At 36.4% G+C, this 13,057-nt stretch carries 7 protein-coding genes and 3 pseudogenes; 8 read left to right on the top strand and 2 right to left on the bottom strand.

The window, feature by feature from the left end; translation table 11 throughout:
* Positions 1–17 precede the first annotated feature (17 nt).
* Positions 18–1,412 carry a M20/M25/M40 family metallo-hydrolase gene (locus tag ACFIJ0_RS03310; protein WP_375624599.1) on the top strand — a complete coding sequence of 465 codons (1,395 nt, stop codon included), beginning with the start codon at positions 18–20 and terminating at the stop codon, positions 1,410–1,412.
* Positions 1,405–2,025 carry a ribonuclease D gene (locus ACFIJ0_RS03305; protein ID WP_375624598.1) on the top strand — a complete coding sequence of 207 codons (621 nt, stop codon included), beginning with the start codon at positions 1,405–1,407 and terminating at the stop codon, positions 2,023–2,025. The genes ACFIJ0_RS03310 and ACFIJ0_RS03305 overlap by 8 nt, the downstream gene beginning before the upstream one ends.
* Before the next feature lie 277 nt (positions 2,026–2,302).
* Here ACFIJ0_RS03305 and ACFIJ0_RS03300 read toward each other — a convergent pair.
* Positions 2,303–2,727, bottom strand: a pseudogene (locus ACFIJ0_RS03300) (integrase); the annotation flags it as partial.
* Between the two features lie 737 nt (positions 2,728–3,464).
* Between ACFIJ0_RS03300 and ACFIJ0_RS03295 the strand changes: the two are divergent.
* Positions 3,465–3,794 (top strand): hypothetical protein, encoded by a 330-nt coding sequence (locus ACFIJ0_RS03295; protein WP_375624597.1) that lies wholly within the window; start codon positions 3,465–3,467, stop codon positions 3,792–3,794.
* 308 nt (positions 3,795–4,102) lie between these two features.
* Here ACFIJ0_RS03295 and ACFIJ0_RS03290 read toward each other — a convergent pair.
* Positions 4,103–4,315: pseudogene (locus ACFIJ0_RS03290) on the bottom strand (Arm DNA-binding domain-containing protein); the annotation flags it as partial.
* A gap of 1,151 nt (positions 4,316–5,466) precedes the next feature.
* On the opposite strand from ACFIJ0_RS03290, the gene ACFIJ0_RS03285 reads away from it, so the two are divergent.
* From ACFIJ0_RS03285 to ACFIJ0_RS03265, 5 genes and pseudogenes are all read left to right on the top strand, one after another.
* Positions 5,467–6,300 (top strand): outer membrane protein, encoded by an 834-nt coding sequence (locus ACFIJ0_RS03285; protein WP_375624596.1) that lies wholly within the window; start codon positions 5,467–5,469, stop codon positions 6,298–6,300.
* Between the two features lie 335 nt (positions 6,301–6,635).
* Positions 6,636–7,466: a porin gene (locus tag ACFIJ0_RS03280; protein ID WP_375644115.1), complete on the top strand. Its 831-nt coding sequence runs from the start codon at positions 6,636–6,638 to the stop codon at positions 7,464–7,466.
* A 355-nt stretch (positions 7,467–7,821) separates the two neighbouring features.
* Positions 7,822–8,657, top strand: a pseudogene (locus tag ACFIJ0_RS03275) (outer membrane protein).
* Between the two features lie 170 nt (positions 8,658–8,827).
* A complete protein-coding gene (locus tag ACFIJ0_RS03270) occupies positions 8,828–9,718 on the top strand; it encodes an outer membrane protein (RefSeq protein ID WP_375644116.1) in 891 nt (296 codons plus the stop codon).
* Positions 9,719–11,232: 1,514 nt separating this feature from the next.
* The gene (locus ACFIJ0_RS03265; RefSeq protein ID WP_375644117.1) at positions 11,233–12,825 is read left to right on the top strand and encodes an outer membrane beta-barrel protein; all 1,593 of its coding nucleotides are present in this window, start codon (positions 11,233–11,235) and stop codon (positions 12,823–12,825) included.
* The last annotated feature ends 232 nt before the right edge of the window (positions 12,826–13,057 follow it).

Raw genomic sequence — 13,057 nt, 5'->3', positions numbered from 1 at the left:
GCTTGAGAGGTTTTTTTATGCTGAATAAAGTACTAACACATCTTGATGGAAATATAGAAAAGAGCCTTGAGCGCCTTTTTTCTCTTTTACGTTTTCAATCGATTTCTACAGACTTGGCTTACAAGGCTGCATGTCGTAAAGCAGCAGATTGGTTAGTAGAGGATTTAAAAAGCATTGGTTTTGACGCTTCACGCCGTGATACACCGGGTCATCCAATGGTTGTTGGGCATCATCCAGGACCTTCGGATGATTGTTTGCATGTGTTGTTTTACGGACATTATGATGTTCAACCTGTTGATCCATTGAGTTTATGGGAGGATGATCCATTTACACCTTCTTTAAAAGAGAGAGACGGAGAGAAAGTTATTTGTGCTCGTGGAGCTTCAGATGACAAAGGTCAGTTGATGACTTTTATTGAAGCATGTCGTGCATTTAAGAAAGAAACAGGGCAGCTTCCTGTTAAAGTTACTATTTTATGTGAAGGTGAGGAAGAATGTGCTTCTCCTTCCCTTATTCCTTTTTTAAAAGCAAATAAAGATGAACTTAAGGCTGATTGCGCATTGGTTTGTGATACGTCGATGTGGGATGCGGATACACCGTCTATTGCTCTTTCTCTTCGGGGAATTATGGCAGAAGAGATTATTATTACAGCAGCGAGTCGTGATTTGCATTCTGGTTATTTTGGAGGAGTAGCAGCTAATCCCATTCATATTTTAACGAAAATCTTAGCAGGACTTCATGATGAAGATAATAAGGTGACGCTTCCTGGTTTTTATGATGGCGTAGAAGAAACACCTCCACAGATTTTGCAGTCATGGAATGAACTTAATTGTACTGCTGAAAATTTTCTTGGTCCTATAGGGCTTTCCATTCCTGTTGGTGAAAAAGGACGAAGCATTTTAGAAAGCATATGGGCACGTCCTACAGCAGAGATTAACGGTATTAGTGGAGGCTATGAGGGAGAAGGAACAAAAACGGTTATTGCTTCTCAAGCAAGTGCAAAAATATCGTGTCGTTTAGTTCATAAGCAAGATCCAGAAAAAATACGTCAAGCCTTTCGTGATTATGTACGCAACTCAATTCCTGATGACTGTACAGTGACATTTAAAAATCACGGTTCTTCTGCAGCAATACAGCTTTCTTATGATTCATCTTTTATCAAGGCGGCAAAAGATGCTTTATCGCAAGAGTGGGAAGTTCCTGCTGTATTGACAGCTATGGGGGGGTCGATTCCAATTGTAGCAGACTTTCAGTCGATTCTTGGTATGGAAACTGTTTTGGTTGGTTTTGGACTGGCTGATGACCGTATTCATTCGCCTAATGAAAAGTATAATTTAAAATCATTTCATAAGGGGCAGCGGTCTTGGGCGCGTATTCTTGCTTCTTTCGCAAATAGGAGGGTAAATGGCTGAGATTCGTGTTCATCAAGGTGATTTACCAAACTTAGACAATTATCAAATTGATGCTGTTGCAATTGATACCGAGACTTTAGGATTACAACCCCATCGTGATCGTTTATGCGTTGTTCAGCTTTCTTCTGGAGATGGTACTGCTGACGTTATACAGATTGCTAAAGAACAAAAGAGTGCACCCAATTTGATAAAATTGCTTGAGGATAAGGCGATCACCAAAATATTCCATTTTGGGCGTTTTGATCTTGCTATTTTAGCGCATACATTTGGTGTTATGCCAGAGTCCATTTTTTGTACAAAGATTGCTTCGAAACTCACGCGTACTTATACGGATCGTCATGGCTTGAAAGAAATTTGTAATGAATTGCTGAATGTGAATATTTCTAAGCAGCAACAATCTTCGGATTGGGCGGCAGAAACGTTATCACAGGCACAAATTGAATATGCTGCGTCGGATGTATTATATTTGCATCGTTTAAAAGTGATATTTGAAGAACGTTTAAGACGTGAAGAGCGAGAAAATGTTGCCAAGGCATGCTTTCAATTTTTACCTATGAGAGCTAGGCTTGATCTTTTAGGATGGGCGGAAGTTGATATTTTTGCGCATAGCTAACTTTAAAATTGGCTTTTAAATGGAGTTAATTATTGAAGTGAGAGGACAAAATGCTTGTACATTATGGGCATTTTATCCTCTCATCTTTTCTGGTAAGAGTTATAATAAATTCTTAGTGCTATTTCATTTGAAGTTTAGGCAATAAAAGTGCTTTTGCGAATTCATATTTTTTATTTTTGTAACAGCTTTTCTTTGAAAAAAAAGAAATTTTGAGGAGAGGCTGGAAACATACGGTAGGTTGGAAGACTTAAATCTCTGAAACCGGTATACAGCCTCATTGGAGGAGAATATGAAGGCGTAAATGTAAAAACCAAATCTCATCTTTACCATCATTTTTAATTCTGTTTTACGACTTTCAAAAGTATCTAAAGCAATGTCTGTTAAATAATAGAGATTACGCATTGCCTCATGTTTTTGTTTCTCACATTTTTTAATGGATTTACGTTCTTCATGTAAAACAGAACGCTCTAAACGGAATATATTTCTGTTGCTAATTCATGTGCTTTTTTTAAGAAACCAACACCCAAGCCCATTTTACGGCGGCGCTTATGAATGGTATAACGATAAACGCCTTCAATATGATATAAAATTCGTTGAGCACTCCCATCTTTACGCTTATAGAACAAACCACTACCATCACACACTTTGCCAACTTCCAATATTGTTTAGTCCTTGGCACTTGAGACGGTTCATAAGAGGCATTTTTAGTTTTTTCTTTAGTGTTTTTTATCTACACGGTTTTCCTCACTTGTAACGTGCAATCAAATGGTTTTGATTGATCCAACATGAAAAAGATTTGGAATGAGAGAATCTTATGGTATTCAGAGTTTTCATTCAATATGAATAACACTAAACTATCACTATAAATCAATATATTATATGATTAATGTATAAAGATAACCACGATTATACTGAACAAATACAAACAACGACTCCTAGAAAACTGTGCTAGAAACAAGTCAGAAAGAGCGCTTTTTACTAAGCCAAAGTGTTGCAATAGCTTTTGCATTTAAACAGATTCGTAAGAATCCTCCCCTTTTTCAAGAGTTCTATCCATATACAAAGCTCATTTATGATGTGTAAGCGAATAAATTTACTAATGTATAATGAACAAGTTTGAAATGAGAGAATATTCTGATGTTCGAGGGGCTCATTTTGTGTGAAGAAATATAAATTATATTTATAAATCAATATGTTGATGTGAAATTCGTATAGTTTGTTATTTTCAGATGATACTTCGTGTCTTTATTTATTACTCAATAAGTGATTTCTATGTTGGCAGAGCAGGACAATTTGCTTTTATTTTAAAATGAAAATGCTCTCAAGCTTTATCTTTAAGGATTTTCACTTTTTCTCTATAAACATATTATTTTTCTCTAGAAATTTGCAATGAAGGCACTAGATAAAATCCATTATGGATATTTGATGAGGTTAAATTTATGAACATAAAATATTTTATTACAGCGTTTGCTACTTTTGCTTCAATCTCTATCGCTCAGGGTGCGAGTTTTTTAGCGTCTCAAAACTTTATACAGAAAGCATCTTCGGCTGTTCCTCCAATAGGTCTTTTTTCTAGTGAACAGCTTCGCAAGGTCTTATCTGAAGTTTTTCAAATAGAATTTTCTTGTATAAATAACAGGGAATGCATAACAGCAGCTAAGTTAGTACCTGTGTCACATTCTGGTAAAAAAAGAGGATATTATCCTAAAAAAGGACTAGGAAAAAGAGGACGGAAAAACCTATTTACACGAAGTCCAATGAGTTTTTAAAAAGTGAGAAAACAACATTGAGAGGTGTAACGTATGCTCAAGAATTGAAGAAAGGAGATATTATCACTTGAAAAAAGGGGGGGAGCTATTTGTTTAAAGGGGGTTATGATTGTGCACGGTGAGAATGAAGAGTACTGTTCGAAAAAGATATGAGCAGGAAGATTTCAGGGGAAGAAGAACACTGTATAATAGCAATTAGTCATTACAAAATTCATGGGCTTATTAGATGAATATAGCCTAGAGATTTGGGGTTATTTTTTATGCCGTAAATATCGTCATTTTAAGTGTGATTATATAAGGCATGTAAAACGCCATTGAGTTGCATACTTACGTGCACTTGTTTTAAAGAAACATTTCTCAATGCTCCCAAACCCATTTCGCGACGCCATTTATGAAGGGTATAATGGTAAATCCAGTGAGTACTCCCCTCTTTACACTTATGAAGTGGGAAAGCCGGCATTCATCACACACTTTGCTAGCTCTCAATGTTGTGACAGCCTTTGGTATGTGAGACGATTCATAAGAGGCGTTTTTGTTCTTTCTTGTACAGTTTTTATCTGCACGGCTTTTCCTGCTTGTAATGTACAAGCGAATGGTTTTGATTGATTGTAATATGCAACCGGTTTGGAATAAGAGAATCTTATGATATTCCGGTTTCTTATTCAATATACGAAACGATGAATTATGTTTATAATCAATATATTGTTCGACTTAGATCTAAAAATATTTTTTATTTATCTATGATTCAATATCAGATATTTTTTCTGCCAAATTGTTTGCTCAATTAATGATTTTCAAAGCAAAGTTTGGTGTGAAAACTTTAAGAAAGATCTTCTCTCATCTTTTTTGCTTTAGGGAGAGTTTTAATATAGATTTCAACATTTATCATACCAGTTGCCTGTCTTGAGGTATTTTTTACAGTTTAGTTTATAAAAGAGTATGAATATAGAGAGCCTACAAATAAGACTGAAACTCTGAAAAAGACTTTCTATGAGGTTGAGATAAGCAAAAAATGGTAAATATTTTAAAAACAATAATTGCCTAAAGTAAAAACAAAGAGCAAGCAAGTTGTATGTGATCTTGTTTCAACCCGTAGATTATTGGAAGTCTTGTTTATGTGCGGTACAAGTTTATGTATGATATAAGCATCCTTTTTATGAAAAAACAAATACATAGTCTTCACATTTGGTCATGCTAAGGATAAAGGTAAAAACATTATTTGTATAAATTTAAATAGAACGATTGCATTTGACTGTTCTTGATATTGAAAACATTCATAAGTGACATTTTTAGTTTTTTAACGGTCTCACATACTTGCTCGTTTGTGATGTATAGATGGATGATTTTTGTTGCTTGAATATACAATGGTCTAAGATAAAGCATTTGAATTTAATATAAAAGGATAATTTTTCATGAGACAAGAGCACATGCTTTCCACGGTGATAACGCAGATATTTTTAAAAAATTTATAAAGAAGAGCAAATGTGACGAGAGAAAATCATTTGTGCATTAGCATAGTTTAATTCTTATTTATTACAGATCAAGCAATCCAGGATGCTGTCATTGGCTTTTTGTTTTTTTATGAGTGTATCATTTTTGCTACAGATATCTGAAGTTTGGGCTCTATATGGAATGATGTGTTCAAATAAATATTCAGCTATGGAGAAAAAATATGAATATGAAATGGTTAATAACAGCTTCTGCTTTCGCTTTTGTTTCAGTTTCAGCGGCGCAAGCAGCAGATGTTATTGTTTCCCCGAGTCCAACACCTGTTGCTCCCGTTATTGTTGCTCCAACTTTTTCTTGGACAGGTTTCTACCTTGGTGGGCAGCTTGGTGGTTTTTCGGGTAAAACGAAGATGGATATTCTTGCTCGTGGAAAAAAGATTCCAGTAAGTGACGATTATTTGCCTAAACTATCTGGTTTCATGGGTGGTCTTTACGCAGGTTCCAATGTTGATCTTGGCAATGGCCTTATTTTAGGTGTTGATACAGATATCATGTGGTCTAGTAAAGATGACACGAAGACAGGAAAAACATATGTTATTGTTCCAGAGCACATCAATTATATTAAGAAGATATTAACAGAATCTGGAATTAATATTGGTAAAGATGCGCTTGAACCTGGTGCTAAACGAACCCACAGTTTCACTTTTAAAGAAAAGTGGGCTGGTGCGACACGTGTACGTATTGGTTTTGCAGCTGAACGTATTATGCCTTATGTTGCTGGTGGTATCGCTTATACACAGCTTCAAGATAGTGCATTGATTTCAATAACAGGAAAAGATTCAGATAAAGTAATAGCTTCTGGTACCTTGTCTGATGAAACAAAGACCTTTGTTGGTTATACCCTTGGTGCTGGTGTTGATTTAGCAATGACCAATAACGTTATTGTCCGTGCGGAATATCGTTACTCTGATTTTGGTAAAAAGAAATTCTCAAATGATAAATATGAGACATCTTACAAAACCAATGATTTCCGAGTTGGTGTTGCTTACAAGTTTTAACAGACGGTAAGTTAAATAACAGAAGCTCTGTCTTTGACAGAGCTTCTGTTATTCTCTGTTGCTATATTATCACACAATACATAATTTATTGTGGATGTGAAAAGATATTATTCAGATTTTCTTAAAAAAAATTCATAAAAAATAAACAATAATTACATTTAAAATCAATAAGTTATTTATATGTCTATCTTTAGATTTTTCGTGCAAAATCAAGCTATGAAGCGATTTTGTCTGGGATGTGCCCTCCATTTTCTGTGACTGTATCATTTTTACTACAGCTTTTCTTTCTGTAATCTTGTAGCACTGTGCTCATAAATAAATTAGGAGCAAAGTTTATGAATATAAAATCTTTAGTCACAACTTCTGTTATCGCTATGGCAGCAGCTTCTGCAGCACAAGCTGCTGATGTTATCATCCCTCGTGAAACAGCCCCAGCAGTCATCGCAGCCCCTTCATTTTCTTGGACAGGCTTTTATATCGGTGGTCAAGTTGGTAACTTTTCAGGTAAAGTTGATGTATATGATTCAGAAACAAAAAAGAAAATTACAGATAAAGACTGGACACCTAAACCTTCCGGTTTCATGGGTGGTATCTATGTAGGTTCTAACGTAGATCTTGGTAATGGCCTCATTCTAGGTGTTGAAACCGATGCAGTCTGGGCAGATCGCGAAGATTCAAAAGTGCATTCAGAAGTTATAGAAGAAGATTTTGAAGATTTCAAAGATGAGCTTACAGCAGCTGAAGCTACAGCTGCTCCAGGAAAAGCTATTGCTAATATTAAGGCAACTGACAAACGTATAGATAGCATCTCTATAAAAGAAAAATGGTCTGGTGCTACACGCGTTCGTGTTGGCTTTGCAGCAGTTGACCGCATTTTGCCTTATTTCGCTGGTGGTATTGCTTATACGCAGCTGCAAGTGGTTAAATCTCTTAAGGCGGAAGAAGCTGGTGGTGCCGAAATCGCTTCTGCTGAATTGTTTGATGCATCAAAAACGATGGTTGGCTTCACTGTAGGTGGTGGTGTTGACTTTGCAATGACAGACAATGTTTTGTTGCGTGCAGAATACCGTTACTCAGACTTTGGTAAAAAAGCATTTGTAAAGGATGGGGATAAATTCGCTTACAAAACCAATGATTTCCGTGTAGGTGTTGCTTACAAATTCTAATTTCGTCAACAACGAAATGATGAAGACAAAATAAATTGTCATGAGGCTCTGTCAAAGACAGGGCCTCTATTATTTTCTGTTATTATATTATTACACACTTCATATTTATTGGAGGTGGAAAAGATATTATTTAGATTTCCTTAAAAAGATTTTCATAAACGACAGGCAATAATTACGCGCTAAATCAATGACTTATACGTACTTGTAACTTACAATTTCTTGCGAAAAGGGAAGTGATGAAATGATTTTATCTTGGGTGTATCTTTCGTTTCCTATAATTGTATTATGTTGACTACAGTGTTTCTTCGCTTAATCGTATAATACTGTGCTCGTAAATAAATGAGGAGCAAAGTTTATGAATATAAAATCTTTAGTCACAACTTCTATTATCACTATGGCAGCAGCTTCTGCAGCACAAGCTTCTGATATTATCATTCTTCGTGAAAAGCCTCAGCAGTTATCATAGCTCTTTCGTTTTCTTGGACAGATTTTTATATCGGTGGTCAAGTTGGCAACTTTTCAAGTCAAAGTTGATGTATTTGATTTACAGACAAAAGAAAAAACTTTAGATAAATATGGACTACCGAAGCCTTCAGGTTTCATGGTGGTATTGATTTAGGTTCCAACGTAGATCTTGGAAATTTCCTCATTCTAGGTGTTGAAACCGATGCAGTCTGGGCAGACCGAGGAGAGACGAAGACGGTTTCAAAGATTCTTGCGATTGATGAATTCGATGATTTTAATGATGAATTTGAAGATGCTGGTGTTCCATTGGATGAAAATGAAAAGTTTTAAAAAGGTGACACAGCAGTGTATCGCATTGGTTTCAAAGAAAAATAGTCTGGTGCAACACGGGTTCGTGTTGGTTTTTTCGTCGCTGACCGCATTATGTCTTATGTTGCCGATGGTATTGCCTATGCGCAAATACAAGGTGTCGATAAAGTTTCAGAAACAAAAAAGTCGGCAAATGGTAAGCCAAGTAAAGAAGTTTCTGCTACGGTATTTGATAAAACAAAAACGATGGTGGGTTTCACCCTTGGTGGTGGTATAGATTTCGCGATGACAGATCATATTCTGCTTCGTGCGGAATACTGCTACTCAGACTTTGGTAAGAAGGAATTTAAAAAGGATTACCTTAAACTAGGCTACAAAACCAATGACTTTCATGTAGGTGTAGCTTACAAGTTCTAATTTCATCAAAAGTGCGATTATTAATAAAAAATTAAATTTTCAAGAGATTTTGACTTGGATAAAAACGCTGTTTTTCTGGTTTTTTATTTGTATGATTGTGACATTTTTACTACAGCTTTTCTATCTATAATCTTGTAAGGTCATCTTATAGTTAATTTAGGAGCAAAATTATGAATACAAAATCTTTACTAGCAACTTCTGTTGCCGCTTTAATTTCAGCTTCTGCAGCACAAGCTGCTGACGTGGTGATCCCTCATGAAGTCGCACCAGCAGTTATTGCAGCAGCCCCTTCGTTTTCTTGGACGGGTTTTTATCTTGGTGGTCAAGTTGGCAACTTTTCGAGTAAAACTAAAGTAACTACTCCAGGAGAAGACAAAGAACTTTTCAAAAAAGATAACACACCTAGTCCTTCTGGTTTCATGGGTGGTATTTATGCAGGTTCTAACGTAGACCTCGGAAATGGTCTCATTCTCGGTGTTGAAACCGATGCAGTTTGGGCAGATCGTGAAGAATCAAAAAAAGCCCGTGAATTGACTCTTACTGGAGAAGATGCAGCAAAATTTAATGCTGCCCTTGAAAAAGCTAAGGTTGGATTAGAAGGTCCACAACAGTTTGCAGCAGGTGACAAGGTAACAGAAATGCACAGTTACAAAGAAAAATGGTCTGGTGCTACACGCGTTCGTATCGGTTTTGCTGCTGTTGACCGTATTATGCCTTATGTCGCTGGTGGTGTTGCCTATGCGCAGGTACAGGGCATTCAATCCGTTGCAGGAAAAGGAAAGAGACCTAAAGTTGTGCAGAAAGCTGACGGGAATGAACATGGACCAGAAGCAGGCGCTAAGCAAGATGTAAATTTGACTGGTGGTACTTGGGCTGATGACACGAAGACAATGCTTGGTTTCACTATTGGTGGTGGAGTTGACTTTGCAATGACAGACAACGTTCTTTTACGTGCAGAATACCGTTACTCCGATTTTGGTAAAAAGAAATTCGCAGACGATACACGTGAATTCAATTACAAAACCAATGACTTCCGTGTAGGTGTTGCTTACAAATTCTAATTTCATAAAAATGAAATTAGACGCATAAAAAATACTAAGGCCTCGTTTAACGGGGCCTTTATTTTACCAGTTCTCTATTCTGTCTCTCTTAATCCCTTCTATTTTTGTTTGTATTATTTTGCGCCATAAGGTTTTAAAGAAAAAAGTTTTATATTATAGAGGGCGAATTGGTGGTATACATTAGTTTTATAGCTACTGATTACATCAAATCTTATATCACGGCTATCATTTTACGCCTAAGTGAAAAGTATTCAATTAATCTCAGAAATAGGAAAAGGTCATGACCAGTGATTAACTTTATTCTGCATATTCCAGATTAGAGCGAGCGTATTGCGTATATCTGTTGGAGTAATCTTTGGGAAATACAATCTCATTGGGAAAGAATATGAAGATGTAAAGATAGAAACCAATTTCCAACTTTACCATCTTCTTTTAATTTAGCGTTAGGATTTTCAAAAGCATTTAGAGCAATGTCTTTTAAATAATGAAAATGAAGATGACGCATTGTTTTATGTTTTTGTTTATTGCATTCTTTTTATGGGATCACATTCCTCATGCAAAACAGAACGCCCCAAACGGAATACACTTTTTGTTATGTATTCACACATTTGTTTTAAAGAAATATTTTTCAAAGTACATCAAGCCCACTTCATGTCAGTATCCGTGAGTGATGTAAGACGGTAAAGCCTCTCAGTGAAATAATATAAAATCTACAGAGCACCACTATCTTTACACGCTTAATAAAAAGAGCAAGCCAGCACCATTATACACTTTGCCAGCCACCAATGGTGTGGGACAGACCTTGGCTGTTAAAAGCGTTCATAAGAGGCATCTTTAGTCTTATCTTTAATGTTTTTATCTAGGCTGCTCTTTCCACTTGTGGTGTACAAGAGACATGGTTTTGATTAATACAACATGGAACAGGTTTTAAATGATAGAATCCTACAGTATTAGTTTTTTCATTCAAAATGAAAACAATAAGTTAGCCTTATAAATCGAAGTGATATTGCTGGATGAAGATGTTTATGCAAAGAATCTAAAAGTTTTTTGCGAGTGTTTGAATAAGTCCTTTGTTTTTCTTAATTTTAGATACAAAATACTATTGCTAAAGCACCAAAAGTAGATCATGCTGATAAATAGATGAAACTTTAATGGCGCTTGGTTTTAAAAAAGGCAAGATTTGATTTCATTGTTTGCGCTGGCGTTGATTTTGCAATAACAGATGATAGTTTATTGCATGCAGAATACTGTTATTCTGATTTCGGTAAAAAGAAATTTATAAAGGATATTATCATTAACAGTTATACAAAAATTTAATGAAAATGAATCCAACTTTAAGCCACATAATTTTAGTGTTATTTAGTTTACAAATTCTCATTGAATGCAAAATTAAAATTTTAAGAAGTCTTATTTTCAAAAATTCTTTATTTTTTTGTGAGTGTGTCATTTTTACTACAGATCTTTCAAAAAAGATGCTCTATATACATTTCATTTTGGATATTTGGAGAGATTTTATGAATACAAAACGTTTAATAACAGCGTCTGTTTTTTCTTTAATTTCAGCGTCTACAGCGCTAGCTGCTGATGTTATGATTCCTCATCAGCCAGCATCATCGACTGCTTCTCCCATTGTTGCACCTGCTTTTTCATGGACAGGTCTTTATTTAGGTGTCCAAGCTGGTGGTTTTTCGAGCAAAGCTGATATGGCTCTTTTGGATCAAGAAAAGAGTTTGCCACTAGATAAAGAGTTCTCTCCTAAACTTTCAGGTTTTGTAGGTGGTTTTTATGCAGGTTCTAATATTGATCTCGGTGATAACTTTATTTTTGGCATCGATACGGATTTAATGATATCTAGAAAAAAATACACAAAGACCATTACCATAGGTTCGGCTAGTAACACTACAGTAGAAAATGCCGTCGTAAGATCCCGCAGATCCGCAAACCCACAAACGCTTCCAACCTCGCAAGCAGCAACATCAACAGGAACACAAAAAGCCGCCTCAGGAACACCCGCAGGTGCAAGAACTGCAACAACAGGGAGTCCAGCAGCAGGATCCGCGTCAGAAAAATCTGCTGCAACGCAATCCAGCCAAGCACCAGCTAAGCCAGCAAGTGCAGGTCAACAACCACAAGCAGGAGCAGGACAATCAAGTCAATCAGTAGCAACTAAAAATTCTGGCAATAATAATCCAACATTATCATCAAAAACGCCATCTTCAACCCCAGCCTCACAAGCAGGAACAGGAGCACAAACACAAAAAACCGCCTCAGGAGTATCTGCAGGTGCAGGAACTACAACAGGAGGGACTCCAGGAGCAAGTTCCGCATCAGAAAAATCTGCTGTAACGCAATCCAGTTCAGCACCAGCTAGACCAGCAAGTGCAGCTCAACAATCACAAGCAGGAGCAGGACAATCAAATCAATTAGCAGTAGAAAGAACAGTACCGAGTAGACCCCTTGTACTGGCAAGATCAGGATCATCTGGATCAGAGTCAAACACTTCCAATGGAACAAGCGGAGCTCAGCATGTAAGTCATCATAGTGTTCATCATGGTAGCGGAAATGCTAATTCGCATGGTGCTAATCCACATGTTTCTCGTTCTCATGGTGGACAGAATATAGCTGGGCACGGTGCACAAAGTACGCAAGCAGCGGATAAGAACGATTCCAGTGTATATGGTATAGAACAAATGAAAAAGATGGCTTCTGAACTTGGTCTTGATCAAGAGGATGAAGTTGAAACTTTAAATCATACTTTCAAACAAAATTGGGGTGGTGCTACACGAGTACGTATTGGTTTTGCTGCTGATCGCTTTATGCCTTATCTTGCTGGTGGTATTGCTTATGGGCAGTTCCAAGACACTGTATCGATATCCGTTAAGGATGAGGATGGAAGAGTTGTTTCTTCTAAGAACTTAGCTGATGAAACAAAAACCATGATTGGTTACACACTTGGTGGTGGCGTTGATTTCTCGGTTCTGGATAATGTGATTGTACGTGCAGAATATCGTTACTCTGATTTTGGTAAAAAGAAATTTGCAAAGGAAAAACTTGAGGTTAACTACAAAACTAATGATTTCCGTGTTGGTGTAGCTTATAAATTCTAATTTTTTAAAGAGTAAATTTCTAAGAGGCTCCACTGACAGTGGAGCCTTTATTTTTTAAAAGATCACTTTTTGGTTTCTTTTCTTGTGAATTTCATGATAAAGCCCATAGAGTGTGATGATATATTTTCCTGATCGCTGCTTAATACGAATGATAAGCTCGGCTTTCCCTATAGATAAAACCAGAGTTGCAGGGTTCAGGGAAGTTATGCAAAAATGAAATCGTAAAAGTGGA

The organism is Bartonella sp. OC68QHHN (assembly GCF_042193875.1).
Classification (GTDB): domain Bacteria; phylum Pseudomonadota; class Alphaproteobacteria; order Rhizobiales; family Rhizobiaceae; genus Bartonella; species Bartonella grahamii_A.
This window is presented reverse-complemented; position numbering and strand designations above follow the sequence as displayed.

Coding starts and splice junctions, on each gene's coding strand:
- ACFIJ0_RS03285 (WP_375624596.1), top strand. CDS start 5,467: ATGAATATGAAATGGTTAATAACAGCTTCTGCTTTCGCTTTTGTTTCA.
- ACFIJ0_RS03265 (WP_375644117.1), top strand. CDS start 11,233: ATGAATACAAAACGTTTAATAACAGCGTCTGTTTTTTCTTTAATTTCA.
- ACFIJ0_RS03270 (WP_375644116.1), top strand. CDS start 8,828: ATGAATACAAAATCTTTACTAGCAACTTCTGTTGCCGCTTTAATTTCA.
- ACFIJ0_RS03295 (WP_375624597.1), top strand. CDS start 3,465: ATGAACATAAAATATTTTATTACAGCGTTTGCTACTTTTGCTTCAATC.
- ACFIJ0_RS03280 (WP_375644115.1), top strand. CDS start 6,636: ATGAATATAAAATCTTTAGTCACAACTTCTGTTATCGCTATGGCAGCA.
- ACFIJ0_RS03305 (WP_375624598.1), top strand. CDS start 1,405: ATGGCTGAGATTCGTGTTCATCAAGGTGATTTACCAAACTTAGACAAT.
- ACFIJ0_RS03310 (WP_375624599.1), top strand. CDS start 18: ATGCTGAATAAAGTACTAACACATCTTGATGGAAATATAGAAAAGAGC.